The organism is Terrirubrum flagellatum (genome assembly GCF_022059845.1).
Classification (GTDB): Bacteria; Pseudomonadota; Alphaproteobacteria; order Rhizobiales; family Beijerinckiaceae; genus Terrirubrum; species Terrirubrum flagellatum.
Genome location: NZ_CP091851.1, coordinates 4,672,040 through 4,692,826, shown reverse-complemented (window position 1 = coordinate 4,692,826; position 20,787 = coordinate 4,672,040). Strand labels below are relative to the sequence as shown.

Genomic DNA, 20,787 nt, shown 5'->3' with positions numbered 1-20,787 from the left:
CATGTGAAACATTGTCGTGAATCACGCCGCCATGTTTCACGTGAAATATCTTCACTTGCCGACGCAGAAGCGGGAGAAGATGGTGCCCAGCACATCCTCGACGTCCACGCGACCGGAAATGCGCCCAAGAGAGCGGACAGCAAGACGGAGATCCTCGGCCACCATCTCTTCGCCGACGCCACGCTGAAAAGCCGCGATCGCACGATTGAGATGAGCGCTTGCATCCCCCAAGGCGATGCGGTGCCGCTCACGCGTCACAAGCACGTCGCCAGCGCCGAGCCCTTCCATGGCCCGCGCCCGTATGAGCTTCAGCAGCTCGTCAACGCCCTCACCAGTCACCGCGGAAAGGTTAAGAATCCGTTTATGAGGTTCCGCACCCGAATCGACTTTGCTGGCTAAGTCGACCTTCGTTCGAACGCGAACCGCCGTCTCCATCCCGTCTTGACGGCCAGATTCCGTAGATTCGGCCTCCTCAAGCCACAAAACGAGGTCGGCCCGCTGGATTCGCTGCCGCGCGCGCGCAATCCCTTCGCTTTCGATCGGATCGGAAGAGTCACGAATCCCCGCGAGATCGACAAGTGTAATCGGCAGCCCTCCAAGATCCAGTCGCACCTCGATCGCATCCCGTGTGGTCCCAGGAATGGGAGAGACGATCGCGACATCGCGCTTCGCCAGCGCATTCAGGAGGGTGGACTTGCCCGCATTCGGCGGCCCCGCGAGCGCGACCATGAACCCATCGCGCAGTCGCTCACCCTGACTGGCGCTGGCAAGCGCTTCTGACATTTCCCGAGCGACAGCGTCCGCTGACTCCATTGCGCTGGCTAAGGAGCGGGCCGGGACGTCGGATTCGTCGGAGAAGTCCAGCGCCGCCTCGGCCCACGCCATGACCTCGAGCAGCCGTGCAGCCCAGTCCTCGACCTTTCGCCCGAGAGCTCCTTCGAGCTGCCTGAGCGCCTGACGGCGCTGCGCCTCCGTCTCAGCCTCGATGAGGTCGGACAGCCCCTCGACCGCCGCGAGGTCGAGCTTGCCATTCGCGAAGGCGCGCCGGGCGAACTCGCCTGGCTCGGCCAATCGACAACCGCATCCCTTGACGAGCGCGCCGAGCAACCCTTCGATCACGCTTCGCCCACCATGGATATGAAGCTCCGCCATATCCTCACCGGTGAAACTGTTCGGCCCGGGGAACCAGAGAGCGAGACCCCGATCGATCGCCTCAGCGGTCTTGGGGTCGACAAACTTGCGCAGCGTTGCTCGACGCGCTTCGGGAATGCCGCCCGCAACCGTCCTCAAAACCGCCGCCGTCGCCGGACCCGAGATACGGATCACGGCGACGCCCGCCCGCCCCTGCCCGCTTGCGGGCGCCACGATCGTCGCTCCGCGATCCATCATTCCGCTCTCTCATTCCGGCATTTCGGCCCGGTCGCGGGCGGTCTAGTCTCCCTTCCGGAACAGGGTCAACTGAATCGGGCCATCCATGAATCGGCTTGCCGCGGCTTCGAGCCCCTATCTCATCCAGCATCGCGACAATCCGGTCCATTGGTGGGAGTGGAGCGATGGCGCGTTCGCCGAGGCGAGAAAACTCAATCGGCCCGTGATTCTCTCAATCGGCTACGCCGCCTGTCATTGGTGCCATGTGATGGCCCATGAGAGCTTCGAGGATCAGGCGGTCGCGGACGTGATGAACGCCCTCTTCGTCAGCATCAAGGTCGACCGCGAGGAGCGCCCCGATGTCGACCATCTCTATATGTCGGCGCTCCACGCTTTGGGCGAACACGGCGGCTGGCCGCTCACGATGTTTCTGACGCCGGATCGCGAGCCCTTCTGGGGCGGGACCTATTTCCCCAAGACCGCACGCTACGGAAAGCCGGGTTTTCCTGATCTGCTCCGACAAGTCTCGGATATCTATCATGGCGAGCCCCAGCGCATTCGCCACAATACCGCCGCCCTGAAAAGCGCTCTCGCCGCTCGATCCTCAGACCCGGCGACGCCGCCCGGCCTCACCGATCTGGCCGAGGCGGCGAAGCGCGCGATCGGCGTCTTCGATCCTGTTCACGGCGGCATCCAGGGCGCGCCCAAATTCCCCAACGCGCCAATCCTCAACATGCTCTGGCGCGCCGGCGATCATGACCCCGCAATCCGTGAGCCTGTTCTGATCACGCTCCGCCAGATGGCGCTCGGCGGCATCCACGACCATCTTGGCGGCGGCTTCGCCCGCTACTCTGTCGACGGCCGCTGGCTCACGCCGCACTTCGAGAAGATGCTCTACGACAACGCGCAGCTTCTCAAGCTTTATGCCCTCGCGGCCATCGCCACCGGCGAGGATATTTTTCGCGAGGCCGCCGAAGGCATTGTCGCCTGGCTTGAGCGCGAGATGATTGTCGGCGACGGCGGCTTTGCGTCGAGCCTCGACGCCGACTCCGAAGGCGTCGAAGGCAAATACTATGTCTGGGACCGTTCCGAGCTCGAATCGATTCTTGGTCCGGACGAAGCGGCCTTCTTCAGCCGCATCTACGACATCAGCGTTGACGGAAATTTCGAAGGCCACAACATCCCGAACCGACTGGACACGCCGATCCCCACACCTGACGAGGCGCAAAAGCTGTCAGCGCTCCGGACCAAACTCCACAATGAGCGCGTCAAACGCGTTCCTCCAGGCCGCGACGACAAGGCGCTAGCCGACTGGAACGGCATGATGATCGCGGCTCTCGCGCGCGCTGGAACGCTTCTGAATCGACCGGCATGGATCGCGCTGGCCGAGCGAGCCTATCGGTTCGTCCGCGAATCGATCGCGCAGGAGAATCGGCTGGCGCATTCCTGGCGCAACGCTGTCGGCGTGTGGCCGGCTTTTGCTCTCGATCATGCGACGATGGCGATCGCCGCGCTCTCCCTCGCCGAACTCAATGGAAGCGCCGAGCTGATCGTCGATGCGCGCCGGGATCTCGATCTCCTCGCTACGAACTACGCTGACCCGTCCTCAGGCGTCCTCGCCATGAATGCGAGGGATGGCGATGAGCTCATCGTCCGGATTCAGCCCACCCACGACGATGCGGTTCCGAATGCGAATGGCGTCTATGCCGCGGCGCTGATCCGCTGCGCCATCATGACGATGGATGACGAATTGCTGGCCCGCGCCGACCGGCTGTTCGAGAGCCTGTCCCGCCCCATGCAAGGACAAACGCTCGCACATGCTTCGCTCTGGAGCGCGCTCCATCTCCGTCTCGCCGCGGCGCAGATCATTGTCGCCGGCCCCGAATCGGCGGCGCTGTCGATGGCGGCGCTGGCGGTTCCGTATCCGAATCGAATCGTCGCGCGCCTCGCGCCGGATCAGAAAGTCCCCGACGATCACCCCGCGCACGCCATGATGGCAACTGCGCGTGATCAGGCCCGCGCTTTCGTCTGCGTGGGCGAACGCTGCTCGCTGCCTCTCACCCAACCTTCCGAAATCGCTGCGGCCGTCGCCGCGCTGCGCTGAACTCAGGACGACCTATGCCAGCCTTGCCTCAGATCGACTCATACGCCGACGAACTGACCACGATCCGTCGCGATTTTCACGCTCACCCCGAGATCGGCTTCGAGGAGACGCGCACCTCGCAGATCGTGGCGGACAGGCTCGCCTCGTGGGGAATCGAAGTTCATCGCAACGTAGGCCGAACTGGAGTCGTCGGCATCCTGAGAGGCAAGGATGGATCACGCCGAATCGGATTGCGCGCCGACATGGATGCGCTGCCAATCGAGGAAGCCACCAACCTCTCCTATCGATCGACGAAACCAGGCGTCTTCCATGGCTGCGGTCATGACGGCCACACGACGATGTTGCTCGGCGCGGCGCGCTATCTCGCCGAAACCAGGAATTTCGCGGGAACAGCGATCTTCGTCTTCCAGCCGGCCGAAGAAGGTTTGGGCGGCGCGCGCGCCATGCTCGCCGACAAATTGTTCGAGCGCTTTCCCTGCGACGAGATCTACGCCCTGCACAATTCGCCCGAAATGAAGCTTGGCCAGATCGCCGTCTTTCCCGGTCCCGTGATGGCCGGCGCTGACTTCTTTGACATCACGATCAGGGGCAAGGGCAGCCACGGCGCCAATCCGCAGGCGAGCCGCGATCCTGTCGTCGTCGCCGGCGCTCTCATCGGCGCGCTGCAGACAATCGTCAGCCGCAACGCCAATCCGCTCGACGCCGCCGTCCTTTCGATCACGCAAGTTCATTCGGGCTCGGCCTACAATGTCATCCCGGAGGAGGCGACGCTCGCCGGCACGGTTCGCGCCTTCTCTCGCGACGCCGCGGCGCTGGTCGCTTCGCGCATCCGCGAGATCGCCGCCGGCATCGGCGCGACTTTCGGCGTCGAGATATCCGTCGAAATTCGCTCCGTGTTTGACGTCCTCGAAAATCATCCCGCGCAATCCAATGCAGCGGCCGAAGCCGCGCGCGAGATCGTCGGCGCCGAGAATGTCAGCACGGCGCCGAATCCAACCATGTACAGCGAGGACTTCGCCGACATGCTCCGCGTGACGCCAGGCGCCTATTGCTGGGTCGGCCATGGCGGGCCGGCGCCGCTGCACAATCCGGCGTTCACAATGGACGATCGGCTCCTGCCGATTGGCGCGAGCCTTCTCGCGAGGATTATCGAAACGCGTCTCTCTCGCTGACGGCCACGCGTCATCACAAACAAAATCGCCGGCGCAAGGCCGGCGATAAGGTCTGACTGATTTCGAACGAAGCGCTTCGGCGCTCAAGTGTTCATCTTGTCGAAGAACTCGCCATTGTCCTTGGTGAGCCGCATCTTGTCGATGAGGAACTCGATCGCGTCGACCGTGCCCATCGGATTCATGATCCGGCGCAGCACATACATCTTCTTAAGGATGTCGGCCGGGACCAGCAGGTCCTCCTTGCGGGTGCCTGATTTGGTGATGTCGAGCGCCGGGAAGGTGCGCTTGTCCGCCACCTTGCGGTCGAGAATGATTTCCGAGTTGCCGGTGCCCTTGAACTCTTCAAAGATCACTTCGTCCATGCGGCTGCCGGTGTCGATGAGCGCGGTCGCGATGATCGTCAGCGAGCCACCCTCCTCGATGTTGCGCGCCGCGCCGAAGAAGCGCTTGGGTCGCTGGAGCGCGTTGGCGTCGACGCCGCCGGTGAGCACCTTGCCCGAGGACGGCACGACCGTGTTGTAGGCGCGGCCAAGACGCGTGATCGAATCGAGCAGGATCACCACGTCGCGGCCATGCTCGACCAGGCGCTTGGCCTTCTCGATCACCATCTCGGCGACCTGGACGTGGCGGGTCGCCGGTTCGTCAAAGGTCGAGGAGATCACCTCGCCCTTCACCGAGCGCTGCATGTCCGTGACTTCCTCCGGCCGCTCGTCGATGAGCAGCACGATGAGATAGCACTCGGGATGGTTGCCGGTGATCGACTGGGCAATGTTCTGGAGCAGGACGGTCTTGCCGGTGCGCGGCGGCGCGACGATCAGCGCGCGCTGGCCTTTGCCGAGCGGCACGACCACGTCCATGATTCGCGCCGACAGGTCCTTTTTCGTTGGATCGGCCAGCTCCATCTTGAGCCGCTTTTCCGGATAGAGCGGCGTCAGATTGTCGAAATGGACCTTGTGCCGGATTTTCTCCGGGTCCTCGAAATTGATGGTGTTGACCTTGAGCAGCGCGAAATAGCGCTCGCCGTCGCGCGGACTGCGGATCGGGCCTTCGACGGAATCGCCGGTGCGCAGGCCAAAGCGCCTGATCTGGGCGGGCGAGATATAGATGTCGTCGGGGCCGGGCAGATAATTCGCGTCGGGCGAGCGCAGGAAGCCGAAGCCGTCCTGCAGCACCTCGACGACGCCCTCGCCGGTGATTTCGGTTTCTTTGGCCGCGAGCTGCTTGAGGATGGCGAACATGAGCTCCTGCTTGCGCATGGAGCTGGCGTTCTCGACCTCGAGCTCTTCGGCAAACGTCACCAACTCGGTGACGCTCTTGGATTTTAATTCGTGAAGTTTGATTTCCCGCATGGGGAGGAACCTTGGAAGTATGGGCCGCGACAAATCTCGCCGCAGCGATCAGGAGGGGAAAAAGTGACGCAGCCTTTGCGTCGCGACGCCGGCGGACGAAAATCGTCACACCGCCGGAATCGAATGTCTGGGGAAGACGGAAGCCTTCTAGTTAAGAAGCCGGCGGTGCACAAGCCCCGCTTGCCTGACCCTGCCTAGAACGGCTTCACGATCACGAGGATGACGATGCCGATCATCAGCACCGTCGGGACCTCGTTGACGATGCGGTAGAAGCGGGCCGGCCTGATATTGCGGTCCTCGGCGAACTCCCGGACCCACTTCACCATCTGGCCGTGGAGGCCGGAGAGGATAACAACGAGAGCGATCTTGGCGTGCAGCCAGCCGCCCTGGAATCGGAACCCGTCCCAGGCGAGCCAGAGGCCGAGAATCCACGTCGCCGCCATCGCCGGATTGATGATCGCCTTGAGAAGGCGACGCTCCATCACCTTGAAGGTCTCGGACTGCGGCGAGCCCGTCGGCGCGTCACAGTGATAGACGAACAGCCGGGGCAGATAGAGCATGCCGGCCATCCATGAGATCACGGCGATCACATGAGCGGCCTTCAGCCAAGGGTAAAGATCAACCATCTGAGCGTGTTAGCCGATTCGATGGGAGCGGACGATCTCGATCAGCCGCTCCATATGGGCGATCGGCGTCTCAGGCGTGACCCCATGGCCGAGATTGAAGATATGGGGGCCGCTTCCGAGCTTTTCCAGCACCGCGTCGGCGCCTTTTTCCAGTGCCTGCCCTCCCGCGACCAGCGCCAGCGGATCGAGATTGCCCTGGGTTGGCTTGAGCGGCTGGACATGCGCTGCGGCCCACATGGGATCGACGTGCCAATCGAGCCCGACCGCGTCGCAGCCGGTTTCGGACGCGATCCTGATGTGATTGGCACCAGCCCCACGCGCAAACAGGATGATCCTGGCCCCCGGACGTCGCGCCCGAACCCCTGACATGATCCGCGTCAGCGGACCCAGCGACCATCTCTCGAACTGGCCGGGCGGGATCGATCCGGCGAAGCTTTCAAAGACCTGCACCGCTTCAGCTCCCGCATCGAGCTGCGCGCAGAGATAATCGATCGAGGACTGGACCAATCGGTCCAGAAGCGCATCGACAAAATCAGGCCGCGCATAGCCAAGCGTCCTCAGCCCGTCATGCGCCGCTCCGCCTCTCCCGATCGCCATATAGCCCGCCACGGTCCAGGGAGCGCCACAGAAGCCAAGGAGCGTGGTCTGGGCGGGCAGCTCCCGGCGCAGCGTCCTGAGCGTCTCAAAGACCGGCGCAAGGCGCTCCAGATCAATCGCGCTGGCGATCCCGTTGAGGCTTTCGAGCGGCTCCAGGCGGGGCCCCTCCCCCTCGACGAACCAGACCTTCTGGCCCAACGCATGGGGCACGACGAGGATGTCCGAGAAGAGGATGGAGGCGTCAAAGCCGAAGCGCCGGATCGGCTGCAGCGTCACCTCGACGGCGAGCTCAGGCGTGAAGCAGAGATCGAGGAAGGAGCCTGCCTTTGCCCGCGTCGCCCGATATTCCGGGAGATAGCGCCCCGCCTGGCGCATGATCCAGATTGGCATGCGCTCAGGCCTGCCGCCCGACAGGACCTTGAGAACGGGTTTGTCCACCTCGCCCGCCTTTTCCCTAAAAAGAGAATCCAAGAAAGAATCCTTTTGAGTCTTTAGATTGGGAGTCGAGGGGCGGAATCCAGAACCGGCCACAGCCGGAGACGTGAAATCGCATGCCGCCCGGAAGCGCCGTCTGGCAAGGCGAATTTGCATATTAACGCTCTGTTAACCAGCCTTGCTCAGACTCTGTTAACCACAGCCGTCGCCGGCGTCGTCCCCGCAATTCCCAAGGGCGGGATAAATCCTCCGGCTCCGGAACGGCTGTGGACAAATCGGCCCGGAGATCACAGGCCTCGGGCGCCCTTGCCGCAGCCTTCTGACTCGTCCACAGGGATTCACAGATTGCGGGTCCGGTCCGGGGCTCGCGATCGCGAGAGGCGGCGAGCGTGGGCCGGAACTACTTCCATATCCATCTCGTGTCGGACGCGACCGGCGAGACGCTGATCGCGATCAGCCGCGCCGCAGCGGCGCAGTATGAGGGCGTCGCCGGGATCGAGCATTTCTATCCCATGGTGCGCTCGCAGCATCAGATCGACCGCATCGCGCGCGAACTCTCCCAGGCGCCTGGCCTCGTCCTTTACACAATCGTCGATCCAGAGATCGCGCGGGCGCTTGAAACTGCGTGTCGGGACGCCGGCTGTCCCAGCCTTTCGATTCTCGATCCGATCCTGAATCTGTTCCAGTCCTATCTCGGCGCCGCATCCGCCGCGCGGCCGGGCGCGCAGCATGTTTTGAACGCCGATTATTTCAGGCGCATCGACGCGCTGAATTTCACCATGATCCATGATGACGGGCAGTTGCCCGACGATATCGAGACCGCCGATGTCGTGCTGGTCGGCGTGTCACGGACATCGAAGACGCCGACGAGCATCTATCTCGCCAATCGCGGCATCAAGACAGCGAATGTGCCGCTGGTGCCGAATGTGTCGCCGCCGGCGCAGCTTCAGGAAGCGCGCAAGCCGCTGATTGTCGGCCTCGTGGCGACGCCTGAACGCATCGTGCAGATCAGGCAGAACCGTCTTCTGTCGCTCAACGTCGATGACGAAACGAATTACGTCGATCGCGACGCCGTCGCCGAAGAGGTCGCGGCGTCGCGCAAGCTCTGCGCCCGCAATCGTTGGCCGATGATCGATGTGACGCGTCGCTCGATCGAGGAGACAGCGGCGGCGATCATCGATCTCTACCAGGAACATCGTCTGAAATTCATCGCGGAATGAGTGACCCTTCCCCACCCTGGCCCTGGTTGTCGCCGCGCCCGCTGATCCTGGCTTCGGGCAGCGGCACGCGCGCCGCGATGCTGCGCGCAGCCGGAATTCGCTTTGAAGTCGTGAAACCCGATGTCGACGAGCGCGCTATCGATCGGCCATTGCGGGAAGGCGGCGTCAACGCGATCGATCGCGCTCTGGCGCTCGCGCGCGCCAAAGCCCAGAACGCATCCGAATCGAACCGCGGCGACGTCGTGCTCGGCGCGGATCAAACGCTTGAGGCGCTGGATCATCCGGGAACCAAGGCCGCCGATCGCGCCGAAGCGAAACGGTTCCTGCAGGCATTGTCCGGTCAAACTCATTGTCTGCATTCGGCCGCCGCGTTTGCGCGCGATGGCTCATTGCTGTTCTCCTGCGTCGAGACGGCGACGCTGCGTATGCGCGAATTGTCGGACGACTATATCGACGCCTATCTCGATCACGTCGGCGATGATGCTCTATCGTCCGTCGGCTCCTATCGCATCGAGGAGTTTGGCGCGCATCTGTTCGAGCGCATCGATGGCGATCATGATGTGATATTGGGTCTTCCTCTGGCGCAATCATTATCGTTTCTGCGCCGAATCGGATGGGTGGCGTGATGGATCGGCGCAAGAAAGCCTGCGTGATTGGCGATCCCGTCGCTCATTCGCGCTCGCCGCTGATTCATGGCTATTGGCTGAAAACGTTCGGTCTCGACGGCGCTTACGAGCGTGCCCATGTGCGCGGCGATGATTTCGCGCGCTTTTTGCGGGCCATGCCCGATGAAGGTTACGCCGGCGGCAATGTCACGGTTCCGCACAAGGAAAAACTGTTCGCGCTCGCACATGAGCTGACGGACCGCGCACGCGCCGTTGGCGCTGCGAATACGGTCTGGTTCGAGAGCGGAAAGATCTGCGCCGACAATACGGACGCGCTCGGCTTCATCTCTCATCTCGACGCGTCGCACCCGGACTGGACCAAGAACTCAATTCGCGCTGTGATCCTCGGTGCCGGTGGGGCGGCGCGCGGCGTTCTTCACGCGCTGATCGAGCGCGGTGCCGAAAATGTCACACTGGTGAATCGTCACGTCGAACGCGCAGAGGCTCTTGCAGCCGCTGCGAAAGGCAGAGCTCAGGCGCGCGGCTGGAACGAGATTCCTGATGCGCTGCGCGGCGCGAATCTCCTCGTCAACACGACGTCGCTCGGCATGCAGCGCCAACCCGCGCTCGATTGCCCGCTGGACGGTCTTGCGGACGATGCGATTGTCGACGACATCGTCTATATCCCGCTTGAAACTGATCTCCTCAAACGCGCGAAGGCGCGCGGTCTGCGCACCGTTGATGGTCTTGGTATGTTGCTGCATCAGGCGGTTCCGGGATTTTCGCGCTGGTTCGGGAAAATGCCGGAAGTCACGGCCGAACTCCGCGCGATTCTCGAAGCCGATATCGTGAAGGCAGCCTGATGTTCATCCTCGGGCTCACCGGCTCGATTGGCATGGGCAAATCGGCGACCGCCGAAATGTTTCGCGCGCGCGGCGTTCCCGTGCATGATTCGGACGCCGTGGTTCACGCGCTCTATTCCGGCGCTGCGGTCGCGCCCGTCGAAGCCGCTTTTCCCGGCGTGGCGAAGGACGGCGCGATCGATCGCGCCTTGCTCTCCCAGCGCGTGCTCAACAATTCGGAGGCGATTCGGACTCTGGAAGGAATCGTGCATCCGCTCGTGCGCGTAGAGAGCGATCGCTTCGTTTCCGAATCGAAACGCGCAGGACATCCGCTCATTGTGCTCGATATTCCCTTGCTGTTCGAGAGCGGCGGCGAAAAACGCTGTGACGCCGTCGTTGTCATTACGGCCCCCGCAGAGATTCAACGCGCGCGCGTTCTCTCGCGTCCCGGCATGACGCGGGAGAAATTCGAATCGATTCTTGCGAAGCAAATGCCCGACGCGGAGAAGCGTCAGCGCGCCCACTTCCTTGTTGATACATCGCTCGGCTTCGATTCCGCGCGCCGCGCCGTCGGTGATATCCTCCGCGCGCTGGCGGGACGGCCGGGCCGCGCGAACTGAAGGGTCACATGCGCCGCGAAATCATCCTCGACACGGAAACGACGGGCCTCGACTGGGCGAAGGGTGACCGGCTGATCGAGATCGGCGGCATCGAGGTGGTCAACCTCATCGCAACCGGAAAAGTCTTTCACGAATATATCGATCCGCAGCGCGAGGTTCACCCCGATGCGGTGAAAGTGCATGGCGTCACCAACGAGATGCTGAAGGGCAAACCGCTCTTTGCCGACATCGCGCAGAAATTCGTCGATTTCGTCGGCGCCGACGCGATCCTCGTCATCCACAACGCGTCGTTCGACATGGGCTTCATCAATATGGAGCTGAAGCGCGTGAACCTGCCGACAATCGGCATGGAGCGCGTTATCGACACGCTGCAGATCGCGCGCCGCAAGCATCCTGGCTCCGCCAACAATCTCGACGCGCTCTGCACCCGCTATGGCATCGATAATTCCCGCCGCACCAAGCACGGCGCGCTACTCGACGCTGAAATTCTGGCTGAGGTCTATGCCGAGCTCAGCGGCGGGCGGCAGGCGGGATTTGATCTTTCCCGCGCGCCGCGTCCTGGCGCCTCCCGCAGCGGCGCCGTTTCAGGCGCGGTCGATTTGCTGACGAAACGTCCGGCGCCACTGGATCCGCGGCTCGACGCCGAGGCCATCGAAGCGCATGCGCGCTTCGTCGAGACCCTGGGTCCGAAGGCGGTATGGCGGCGATATCTCGGCGAGCCCGAAGCCGCCGCCTGAATCATCCGATCAGGAGACGATCGGCGGCGCGCCCTGCGCTTCCTGCTGCATGCGCTGCTGATAGAGCACGCCGAAATCGATCGGGTTGAGCAGGAAAGGCGGAAAGCCGCCATTGCTGACGCAGTCGGCGACGATCTGGCGTGCGAACGGGAACAGCAGGCGTGGGCACTCGATCATGACGACCGGGTGCTTCTGCTCCTCCGGAATGCCGACGAGCTGGAACACGCCGCAATAGGACAGCTCGAAGTTGAACAGGACGTTCGCGCCCTCGCCGGCGCCGCCTTCCAGCTTCAGCTCGACCTCGAAATCGTTCGGCCCAAGCTGCTTGGCGTTGACGTTGACCTGAATGTTGATCGCCGGCTGGGTCGGCTGCTGCTGCAGCGAGCGCGGCGAGTTCGGATTCTCGAACGACAGGTCTTTGATATACTGCGCCAGCGCCTTGATCTGCGGCGGTTCCTGCGTTTTGGCGCCGTTGGTGGCTTCGTTCGCCATGATATTCTCCTGCAACGCCGGGGCGCTCTAATTGGCGCGCGCCTAACATGGCGAGGCAGGCGTCACAAGCGCTGCGGCGGCGCGCCGTCTATACAGGCGCGGGCCGGTTGAATAGGAACGGCGGACCATTTCCGGGAGAGTTTCATGGCGACCACGGGCGCGCTCGTCACAGTGTTTGGCGGATCGGGCTTCGTCGGCCGGCATGTGGCGCGGGCCTTGGCGAAGCGCGGATACCGGGTGCGCGCCGCGGTCCGCCGTCCCGATCTCGCCGGGTTTCTCGCGCCAATGGGCGTGGTCGGCCAGGTCACGGCGGTGCAGGCGAATGTCCGTTATCCCGAGTCGGTCGCCCGGGCGGTCGCCGGAGCGGATGTTGTGATCAATCTGGTCGGCATCGGGGCCGAGGGCGGCAAGCAGACTTTTGACGCGGTTCAGGCCGCGGGCGCCGAAGCGGTCGCGAAAGCGACGGCGGAAGCCGGAATCAGCCGACTGATCCAGATCTCCGCGATCGGCGCCGCCGCTGACTCCGATTCCGCCTACGCCCGCACCAAGGCCGCCGGCGAGGCGGCCGCCCTTGCGGCGGTTCCGCAGGCGGTGATCGTGCGCCCCTCTGTCGTCTTCGGACCCGAAGACACCTTCTTCAACCGTTTCGCCAGCCTGGCGCGCTTCGCGCCGGCGCTGCCTTTGATTGGTGGCGGCGATTCGAAATTCCAGCCGGTGTTCGTTGGCGACGTCGCGGAATTCATCGCCCGCGCCGTCGACGGCAAGATCGCCGGCGGCAAAGCCTATGAGCTCGGCGGCCCCGACGTCAGGAGCATGCGTGAGCTCCTCTCCTACACGCTGTCTGTGATCGGCCGCCGCCGGCTGCTCGTCCCGCTGCCCACGCCGCTCGCGATGTTGAAGGCGCAATTCCTGGAGCTGCTGCCGAACGCGCCGCTGACCGTCGATCAGGTCCGCATGCTCACGGCCGACAATGTCGTTAGCGAACAAGCTGTCGCCGAGAAGCGTACGCTCGAAGGCGTCGGCGTCACGCCCGCCGCTATGGACTCGGTCGTGCCGGCCTATCTCTGGCGCTTCCGCAAGGCCGGCCAGTTCGAGACGCTGAAGGCGCGCTGACCCGCGCTATGCCCGACGTCGTAGTGGTCGGCGCCGGGGCCGCCGGCGTCGCCGCGGGCCGGACGCTGATCGCGGCGGGCCTCTCTGTCGAAATTCTCGAAGCCCGCGACCGCGTCGGCGGCCGCGCTCATACGGCGGCGATCGACGGCCGCCCGATCGATCTCGGCGCACACTGGATGCATATGGCCGAGCGCAATCCGCTGGTTCCGTTGGCGCGCGAAGCCGGCTTTGCATCGCGCCGCGCGCCCGATGCTCGACCTGTTTATGATGCGGGCCAACGCATGATTGGCGCGCAGCGACGTCCCATGGGCGAAGCCTGGCCGCGGCTCGATCGCATCCTCGATCAGGTTCTGCGCTCCGGCCGCGACCGACCTCTGTCCGAATGTCTGCCCGACGTCGGCGACTGGAGCGACACCTTCGCCTTTGACATGGGGCTTTATTCCGGCGCTCCGGTCGAGGAAGTCAGCGCGATCGATTTCCACCGCGTCGATGACGGGTCGAATCGCTTTCTCGCCGATGGTTATGGCGCGCTGATTACGCATCTCGCGAAGGATTTGCCGGTGCGTCTGAAAAGCGTGGCCACTGCGGTCAGGCGCCGCGGCGCGGATTTGGAAGTGACGACTGAGACGGAGAGCATCATCACGCGCCGCGTCATCGTCACCGTTCCGGTCGAGCTGCTAAAACGAGGCGCGATCACATTCGAGCCCGGGCTATCCGATGAGGTGGCCGGCGCAATCGCGTCCTTCATTCCCGCCGCGTATGAGCATGCGATCCTGCGCTGGCCGGAAAGTCCTCTCCACGAAAACGGCGCCGACCAGCTCACGCTCTTTCGCAGCGACCGCATTCGCGGCGCGACCATGCTCGCTTGTGTCGGCGGCTCTGATCTTCATTATTTCGAGTTGGGCGGCCCGCACCGCGCTTTCTGGCGCGACGGGAACGCCGACGCGAAAAGCGAATTCGTGCGCCAATTTCTTCACTCGCATTTCGGCGCCGAATCAACGCGCGCCGAAATTCTTCATCTGACAGACTGGTGGAACGATCCTCACGCCTTGGGTTCATGGAGCGTTTGTCCGCCGGGCAAAGCCGACGCGCGCGAAGTCATGCGTCATCACCGTGAAGGCGGCGTTCGTTTCGCCAGCGAGGCGACGTCGATCGCGCAGGCGAACACAACAGGCGGCGCATGGCGCGAGGGCGAGCGCGCGGCGCGCAAGATCATCGCGGAGCTAACGGGAAAAGCGCGCTAGTCCGGCGGGACGATGCCGTTGTCAGGCGCCGGTTCTCAACTTCGCGACCGCTGCGAGGATGAAATGACCGGCTTCGCTGAACAGTTTCCAAATGCGCTGAAGGCGAAAATCGCTCTCGTAACAGGCGCCGGCGCCGGCATCGGCCGCGCGATTGCGGAATGCTTCGCAGCTTGCGGCGCCACGGTGATCGGCGCCGAAAAGGATGAGGCGCGCGTTCAGTCGTTCGCCGAATCATTGCGAAAGTCAGGCGATGGTCATCTCGCGCGTTGCATCGACGTCACGGATGCGAATCAGATTGCGACGATCATGAAAGAGATCGAAGATCGCTTCGGTCGTCTCGATCTTCTCGTGAACAATGTCGGCGATGTGCTGGGATGGCAGAAGGCGTTCGCCGATACGAAGCCAGAGGAATGGGACGCGCTCTACGCCGTCAACCTCCGCCACATCTTTCTCGCGACGCATGCGGCGCTGCCTTTGCTTCGTCGCGGAATGAACGCCGGAATCATCAGCGTCTCCACGATCGAGGCCTTTCGCGGCGTGCCGATGTTCGCGGTCTACGGCGCGTTCAAGACCGCGATTTCAGGATTTACGCGCAGCCTCGCGCTGGAACTGGCGCCAGAAAATATTCGCGTCAATGCGATCGCGCCGGAAACGACGGAGACCGAGCAGATCAAAATCTCGTCATGGATTCCCGAGGAGTATCAGGATTTCGTCAAACGCTGGATTCCGCTTGGACGCTACGGCCGGCCTGATGATTGCGCCGGCGCCGCGCTCTTTCTCGCAAGCGATCTCTCATCTTGGATCACGGGCGCGACCATCAATGTCGATGGCGGCGCGCTCGCCGCCGGCGGCTGGCGCCAGACGCGTGACGGCGTCTGGACCAACCGGCCTGTCATCACAGCGCACGCTCACAAATGAGCGCGCGCTTTTGATTCACGCGGCCTTCGCAAGCTGCTGCGCGAGAACGCCGCCCTGCTTGCCGATGAAGGCTTCGAGCTTCGCGGGATAATCCGGCGCGACCGCGTTGCGCACGGACGGACGCTGGCTCAGCGACGCGCGCCACAATTCCAGCTTCGGCTTGCCGTCAAGGATGCCGTGATCGACGATCCGATCAAGCACGTCGAAATAGCGGAACACCGGACCGAAAGCGGCGTCGACCAGCGAGAAGTCAGCGCCGTCGAACCAGGGCGCGGCTTTCACGCGCTTTTCCAGGATCGCGAATTTATCGGCGAGCGCCGTCGTCTTGGCGTCGAAGGTCGCTGTGTCCTTGGCGGTGTAGTAGCCCCAGAGGTCGGCGAGGATCGCGGATGAAAATTCGATCCAGCCGCGATGCTCGGCGCGCGCCAGTGGCGCCTTCGGATGCAGCGGATGGGGCGTCGTCTCTTCGAGATATTCGACGATCACGGCCGACTCGAAGATCGATGTCTCGCCGACGCGCAGCAGCGGCACCTTGCCAAGCGGCGAGATCGCCTTGAACCAGTCGGGCTTGTTGGCGAGATCGATATCGATGCGCTCGAACGGAACATTCTTCTCCGTCAGCGCGATCACGGCGCGCTGCACGTAGGGGCATAGAGCGTGACTAATGAGCTGAAGCTTGTCGGGCATGGCGACCGCCGTGGTTGATGCAGTTGCATCTTCCTATCCCACCGCGGCCGGCCAGGCAAGATGCATGCAACTGCATGGAGACGATGAAATCGATGCGCGCGCCCTATCGCGCGCGCCTGTCCGTCACAGCATGCTCGGCAGGACGCGGTCGGGCGGCCGATGCCCGTCCATGAAGGCGCGGATATTCACGATCACCTTTTCGCCCATGTCGATCCGGCCCTCGACCGTGGCCGAGCCCATATGGGGCAGCAGAACCACTTTGCCGGCTTTGGCGAGCTTCAGCAGACGCGGATTGACGGCGGGCTCATGCTCGAACACGTCGAGGCCAGCCCCGGCGAGATCGCCCGCCTCGATCATGCGGGTCAGCGCCACCTCATCGATGATCTCGCCGCGGGCGGTATTCACGATATAGGCGTCCTTTTTCAGGAGCTTGAGCCGCCGCGCCGACAGCAGATGGTAGGTCGCCGGCGTGTGCGGACAGTTGACCGAGATGATGTCCATGCGGGCGAGCATCTGGTCGAGGCTCTCCCACCAGGTCGCCTCCAGCGATTGCTCGAGCGCGGCCGGCGCCCGCCGACGCCCGTGATAGTGGATCGACATGCCAAAGGCCTTGGCCCGTTGCGCCACAGCCGTGCCGATCCGGCCAAGCCCGATAATCCCGAGCCGCTTGCCATGGATGCGCTTGCCGAGCATCCAGGTTGGCGACCAGCCGGTCCATTCGCTGTGCTCCAGCACCTCGAACCCTTCCGCAAGCCGCCGCGGCACGGCGAGGATCAGCGCCATCGTCATGTCGGCGGTGTCGCCGGTGAGCACCCCCGGCGTGTTGGTCACCGTAATGCCGCGCTGCAGCGCGGTCGCGACGTCGATATTGTCGAATCCGTTGCCGAAATTGGCGATCAGCTTGAGCTTCGGCCCCGCCTGCGACAGGATGGTTGCGTCGATGCGGTCGGTGACGGTGGGGACGATGACGTCGGCAATTTTCGCGGCTGCGACGAGATCAGCCTGGCTGAGCGGCGCGTCGGTTTCGTTGAGACGGGTGTCGAACAATTCGCGCATGCGCGTCTCGACCACGTCGGGCAGCCTGCGCGTGACGAATACGACCGGCTTCGCTTTGCTCGTCATTCCCCCTTGCTCCACCAGCTTGCTTTTCAGGCGTGCGCGGCCGCTATCCACAGCCGCCCGACGCCGGTTTCACGCGGCGTTAACGACGATGAGGCGACAAGTCCATGGGATGCGGCCGCCCGATCGGGACGAGTCCTATCGGCGGGCGCGGTTGCTGACAACGCAGTCGAATGGCAGGCCTTGAATCCGCCGCCGGCGGTGGGGACGCGAGCGGAAATCGATGAGCATGAAACTGTTCTGGACCTGTCTCCTCTGCGCGGCGTCGCTCGTCTCGGCGCCGATCGCGCAGCAATCAGCCGTGGCGGCGCAGGGCATGACGACGGGCTCCGTCACGGGTCTGCCGACGCCGCGCTATGTCAGCCTGAAGTCGGATCGCGTGAATTTGCGCGAAGGACCGAGCAAGGATCATCGCACGACCTGGGTGTTTCAGCGCGCCGGCCTGCCGGTCGAGATCACCGGCGAGTTCGAAACCTGGCGTCGGATTCGCGATTCCGAAGGCTCGGAAGGCTGGGTGCTGCATTCACTGCTGTCCGGCCGCCGCACTGCGCTGGTGTCGCCCTGGATGAAGGGCGGGACTCTCCAGCTCTTTGAGACCAGCGATGAAAAATCGCCTGTCGTCGCCCAGCTCCAGCCGGGCGTGCTCGGCAATGTCAGATCGTGCAACGGCCGCTGGTGCCGCATCTACGGGCAGGGCTTCGACGGCTGGATTGCGCAGGACAAGCTCTGGGGCGTCTATCCCCAGGAAAAACTGGACTGATTGAAATCAGCGGCGCGGCGCGCCTGGAATAGCCGGCTTAGCGCTTCCGGATCCGCACGATCACGTCGACGCGGGAAATCTCCATTCCTTCCGGGGCAAGCGGCAGCGCGCCGACCTCGATCGCGCCGGGAATGTCGACCAGCTTCTCCTCGCCCTCGACGAAGAAATGGTGGTGATCGGAGATATTGGTGTCGAAATAGGTCTTGGAGCCGTCGACGGCGACTTCCCGCAGCAATCCGGCTTCGGTGAACTGGTGCAGGGTGTTGTAAATGGTCGCAAGCGAGACCGGCACGCGCGCCCGTGTCGCTTCTTCATAGAGCATTTCCGCCGTCACATGACGATCGCCCTTGGCGAACAGGAGCCATCCGAGCGCCACACGCTGCCGGGTCGGGCGGAGATTGACCCCTCGCAGACGCACGCGCAGCGCATTGAACGGGCAGCCGGGGCGGGCCTGGGGCGCGGCATCGCGGAGCCGGGACGCCGCCACGGCGTCGGTCAGGTTCAAGTTTGCGCTCATGATGCGCCTAAATACTTGCTGGCGGCCCTGACCGCAAGGATCATGTCCGGCAAGGTGAATTTGGGGCGTGTTCACCGCGGCTTGTCAGGCCGCTTTCGGCCCGCCTGTCAGCATGATAGGAGCGCTCTGATCCGCGCCTGTTGGAGTCTGCGCGGGGGAGAGGTCGACTTCTACGATGACGCGGCAATCGTCTTTCACCTATGAGGAGCTGCTGAGCTGCGGCCGTGGCGAACTGTTCGGCCCCGGCAACGCCCAGCTCCCTCTGCCGCCGATGCTGATGTTCGACCGCATCACGGAGATTTCCGAAGCCGGCGGCGTCAACGGCAAGGGGCATGTCCGGGCTGAGTTCGATGTGCGCCCCGACCTCTGGTTCTTCCCCTGTCACTTCAAGGGCGACCCCGTCATGCCGGGTTGCCTTGGCCTCGATGCGCTGTGGCAGCTCACCGGCTTTTTCCTGGGGTGGCTGGGCGCCGAGGGGCGCGGCCGGGCGCTGGGCGTCGGCGAGGTCAAGTTCGCCGATCAGGTGCTCCCGACGGTCAAGAAGGTCGTCTACGGCGTCGAATTCAAGCGCGTCTTCCGCTCGAAGCTGGTTCTCGGCATCGCCGATGGCTGGCTGGAGGCGGACGGCCGCCGCATCTATGACGTGAAGGATATGAGGGTCGGCCTGTTCAAGCCCGGCGCTGCGTGATAGCGCGCGCCTTGCTTCGGACGGGCGAAGTCCCCACGTTCGGAGTTCAGGTTTGGAGCGGACATCGGTATGAGACGCGTCGTCGTCACCGGGATGGGCATCGTCTCATCCATCGGCAATAACGCCAACGAGGTGCTCGCCTCCCTTCGCGAGGCGAAGTCAGGCATCGCGCGCGATCAATCCTTCGCTGATCACGGATTCCGCTGCCAGGTGTCCGGCGCGCCCTCGCTCAATCCGGAGGGCGTCATCGATCGTCGCGCCATGCGCTTCCATGGCGGCGGCACGGCCTGGAACCATGTCGCCATGGAGCAGGCGATTCTGGATTCGGGCCTTGAAGCCGGCGAAGTCTCGAACGAGCGCACCGGCATCATCATGGGTTCCGGCGGCCCGTCGACGCGCACCCTGATCGAAGCCTCCGACAAGGCGCGTGAATTCAAATCCTCGAAGCGGGTCGGCCCCTTCGCCGTGCCGAAGGCGATGTCGTCGACCGCATCGGCGACGCTCGCCACCTGGTTCAAGATCAAGGGCGTCAACTATTCGATCTCGTCGGCCTGCGCGACATCGAACCATTGCATCGGCAACGCCTATGAGCTGATCCAGTGGGGCAAGCAGGATGTGATTTTCGCCGGCGGCTGCGAGGAGCTCGACTGGACGCTCTCGGTGCTGTTCGACGCCATGGGCGCCATGTCGACGAAGTTCAACGATCGTCCGACCGTCGCCTCGCGTCCCTACGACGTCAATCGCGACGGTTTCGTCATCGCCGGCGGCGCCGGCGTGCTCGTGCTGGAAGAGCTTGAGCATGCGAAGGCGCGCGGCGCGAAGATCTATGGCGAGATCGTCGGCTATGGCGCGACGTCTGATGGTTACGACATGGTCGCGCCATCGGGCGAAGGTGGCGAGCGCTGCATGAAGCAGGCGCTGGCGACTGTGAAGACCAAGATCGATTACATCAATCCGCACGGCACCTCGACGCCGGCCGGCGACGGTCCCGAGATTACGGCGCTGCGCAACGTCTTCGGCGCCGGCGACAAATGCCCGCCGATCTCGGCGACCAAGGCGCTCACGGGCCATTCGCTCGGCGCGACGGGCGTGCAGGAGGCGATCTACTCGCTCCTGATGATGAATAACGGCTTCATCTGCGAGAGCGCCCATATCGAGGAGCTTGATCCCGCCTTCGCCGACATGCCGATCGTCCGCCAACGCATCGACGACGCCAAGGTCGGCTGCGTGCTCTCGAACTCATTCGGCTTCGGCGGCACCAACGCCACCATCGTGATGAAGCGGCTCGACGCCTGATGCTCTTCATGGTGATCGAGCATTTCGATCAGGCGCGGGTGAAGGACATCTATCGCAGGTTCCGTGACCAGGGCCGCATGGCGCCGGAAGGCGTGCGTTACGTCGATAGCTGGATCGAGGCGAGCTTCGGACGCTGCTTCCAGCTGATGGAATGCGACGACATCACATTGCTGCAGGAATGGGTCGCTCAATGGAGCGATCTCGCGCGTTTCGAGATCGTGCCGGTGGCCCCATCGAAAGATGTCGCCGCAAGGATCAGCAAATATTTGTGATTTGTT

22 protein-coding genes are annotated in these 20,787 nt (G+C 63.6%); 14 read left to right on the top strand and 8 right to left on the bottom strand.

Annotated features, from left to right (window positions below):
* Positions 1-51 precede the first annotated feature (51 nt).
* Entirely contained in the window at positions 52-1,386 is a 1,335-nt protein-coding gene (gene mnmE, locus L8F45_RS22740) for a tRNA uridine-5-carboxymethylaminomethyl(34) synthesis GTPase MnmE (protein ID WP_425330040.1), read from the bottom strand.
* Between the two features lie 88 nt (positions 1,387-1,474).
* On the opposite strand from mnmE, the gene L8F45_RS22735 reads away from it, so the two are divergent.
* Entirely contained in the window at positions 1,475-3,472 is a 1,998-nt protein-coding gene (locus L8F45_RS22735) for a thioredoxin domain-containing protein (RefSeq protein ID WP_342360112.1), read from the top strand.
* Between the two features lie 14 nt (positions 3,473-3,486).
* Complete coding sequence (locus tag L8F45_RS22730) at positions 3,487-4,644, top strand: M20 aminoacylase family protein (RefSeq protein WP_342360111.1); 1,158 nt, start codon at positions 3,487-3,489, stop codon at positions 4,642-4,644.
* Positions 4,645-4,727: 83 nt separating this feature from the next.
* Here L8F45_RS22730 and rho read toward each other — a convergent pair whose 3' ends face one another.
* From rho to hemE, 3 genes are all read right to left on the bottom strand, one after another.
* Positions 4,728-5,993 carry a transcription termination factor Rho gene (rho, locus tag L8F45_RS22725; RefSeq protein ID WP_342360110.1) on the bottom strand — a complete coding sequence of 422 codons (1,266 nt, stop codon included), beginning with the start codon at positions 5,991-5,993 and terminating at the stop codon, positions 4,728-4,730.
* A 194-nt stretch (positions 5,994-6,187) separates the two neighbouring features.
* The gene (gene hemJ, locus L8F45_RS22720) at positions 6,188-6,619 is read right to left on the bottom strand and encodes a protoporphyrinogen oxidase HemJ (RefSeq protein WP_342360109.1); all 432 of its coding nucleotides are present in this window, start codon (positions 6,617-6,619) and stop codon (positions 6,188-6,190) included.
* Positions 6,620-6,628: 9 nt separating this feature from the next.
* Positions 6,629-7,654: a uroporphyrinogen decarboxylase gene (gene hemE, locus L8F45_RS22715; RefSeq protein ID WP_342360108.1), complete on the bottom strand. Its 1,026-nt coding sequence runs from the start codon at positions 7,652-7,654 to the stop codon at positions 6,629-6,631.
* A gap of 386 nt (positions 7,655-8,040) precedes the next feature.
* Between hemE and L8F45_RS22710 the strand changes: the two genes are divergently transcribed.
* Genes L8F45_RS22710 through dnaQ form a run of 5 tightly spaced genes read left to right on the top strand, consistent with a single transcriptional unit; the run spans position 8,041 to position 11,675 of the window.
* Entirely contained in the window at positions 8,041-8,871 is an 831-nt protein-coding gene (locus L8F45_RS22710; protein WP_342360107.1) for a pyruvate, water dikinase regulatory protein, read from the top strand.
* A complete protein-coding gene (locus tag L8F45_RS22705; protein WP_342360106.1) occupies positions 8,868-9,497 on the top strand; it encodes a Maf family protein in 630 nt (209 codons plus the stop codon). Before L8F45_RS22710 ends, L8F45_RS22705 begins: the two co-directional genes overlap by 4 nt.
* Positions 9,497-10,339: a shikimate dehydrogenase gene (locus L8F45_RS22700; protein ID WP_425329953.1), complete on the top strand. Its 843-nt coding sequence runs from the start codon at positions 9,497-9,499 to the stop codon at positions 10,337-10,339. The genes L8F45_RS22705 and L8F45_RS22700 overlap by 1 nt, the downstream gene beginning before the upstream one ends.
* Positions 10,339-10,938, top strand: coding sequence for a dephospho-CoA kinase (coaE, locus tag L8F45_RS22695; RefSeq protein ID WP_342360104.1), 600 nt, complete (start codon positions 10,339-10,341; stop codon positions 10,936-10,938). Before L8F45_RS22700 ends, coaE begins: the two co-directional genes overlap by 1 nt.
* 8 nt (positions 10,939-10,946) lie before the next feature.
* On the top strand, positions 10,947-11,675 hold the full coding sequence (gene dnaQ / locus L8F45_RS22690) for a DNA polymerase III subunit epsilon (RefSeq protein ID WP_342360103.1): 729 nt from the start codon (positions 10,947-10,949) through the stop codon (positions 11,673-11,675).
* 9 nt (positions 11,676-11,684) lie between these two features.
* Here dnaQ and secB read toward each other — a convergent pair whose 3' ends face one another.
* Positions 11,685-12,167, bottom strand: a complete 483-nt coding sequence (gene secB / locus L8F45_RS22685) for a protein-export chaperone SecB (protein ID WP_342360102.1) — start codon at positions 12,165-12,167, stop codon at positions 11,685-11,687.
* Positions 12,168-12,311: 144 nt separating this feature from the next.
* Between secB and L8F45_RS22680 the strand changes: the two genes are divergently transcribed.
* The 3 genes from L8F45_RS22680 (at position 12,312) to L8F45_RS22670 (ending at position 15,442) form a co-directional block, all read left to right on the top strand.
* Positions 12,312-13,280, top strand: coding sequence for a complex I NDUFA9 subunit family protein (locus L8F45_RS22680; protein WP_342360101.1), 969 nt, complete (start codon positions 12,312-12,314; stop codon positions 13,278-13,280).
* Positions 13,281-13,288: 8 nt separating this feature from the next.
* Positions 13,289-14,524: a flavin monoamine oxidase family protein gene (locus L8F45_RS22675; RefSeq protein WP_342360100.1), complete on the top strand. Its 1,236-nt coding sequence runs from the start codon at positions 13,289-13,291 to the stop codon at positions 14,522-14,524.
* A gap of 63 nt (positions 14,525-14,587) precedes the next feature.
* Complete coding sequence (locus tag L8F45_RS22670; RefSeq protein WP_342360099.1) at positions 14,588-15,442, top strand: SDR family NAD(P)-dependent oxidoreductase; 855 nt, start codon at positions 14,588-14,590, stop codon at positions 15,440-15,442.
* Positions 15,443-15,457: 15 nt separating this feature from the next.
* Here L8F45_RS22670 and L8F45_RS22665 read toward each other — a convergent pair whose 3' ends face one another.
* Together L8F45_RS22665 and L8F45_RS22660 are read right to left on the bottom strand one after the other, a co-directional pair.
* A complete protein-coding gene (locus L8F45_RS22665) occupies positions 15,458-16,129 on the bottom strand; it encodes a glutathione S-transferase family protein (RefSeq protein WP_342360098.1) in 672 nt (223 codons plus the stop codon).
* Positions 16,130-16,252: 123 nt separating this feature from the next.
* On the bottom strand, positions 16,253-17,251 hold the full coding sequence (locus tag L8F45_RS22660; protein WP_342360097.1) for a 2-hydroxyacid dehydrogenase: 999 nt from the start codon (positions 17,249-17,251) through the stop codon (positions 16,253-16,255).
* Positions 17,252-17,471: 220 nt separating this feature from the next.
* On the opposite strand from L8F45_RS22660, the gene L8F45_RS22655 reads away from it, so the two are divergent.
* Positions 17,472-18,008: an SH3 domain-containing protein gene (locus L8F45_RS22655; protein ID WP_342360096.1), complete on the top strand. Its 537-nt coding sequence runs from the start codon at positions 17,472-17,474 to the stop codon at positions 18,006-18,008.
* Between the two features lie 37 nt (positions 18,009-18,045).
* Here L8F45_RS22655 and irrA read toward each other — a convergent pair whose 3' ends face one another.
* Positions 18,046-18,525, bottom strand: coding sequence for an iron response transcriptional regulator IrrA (irrA, locus tag L8F45_RS22650; protein WP_342360095.1), 480 nt, complete (start codon positions 18,523-18,525; stop codon positions 18,046-18,048).
* Positions 18,526-18,700: 175 nt separating this feature from the next.
* Between irrA and fabA the strand changes: the two genes are divergently transcribed.
* The 3 genes from fabA to L8F45_RS22635 all read left to right on the top strand — a co-directional run bounded on the left by fabA (position 18,701) and on the right by L8F45_RS22635 (position 20,781).
* Positions 18,701-19,213, top strand: a complete 513-nt coding sequence (gene fabA / locus L8F45_RS22645; RefSeq protein WP_342360094.1) for a 3-hydroxyacyl-[acyl-carrier-protein] dehydratase FabA — start codon at positions 18,701-18,703, stop codon at positions 19,211-19,213.
* Between the two features lie 69 nt (positions 19,214-19,282).
* Positions 19,283-20,509, top strand: coding sequence for a beta-ketoacyl-ACP synthase I (gene fabB, locus L8F45_RS22640; RefSeq protein ID WP_342360093.1), 1,227 nt, complete (start codon positions 19,283-19,285; stop codon positions 20,507-20,509).
* Positions 20,509-20,781 (top strand): DUF3303 domain-containing protein, encoded by a 273-nt coding sequence (locus L8F45_RS22635; RefSeq protein ID WP_342360092.1) that lies wholly within the window; start codon positions 20,509-20,511, stop codon positions 20,779-20,781. Before fabB ends, L8F45_RS22635 begins: the two co-directional genes overlap by 1 nt.
* Positions 20,782-20,787 lie beyond the last annotated feature (6 nt).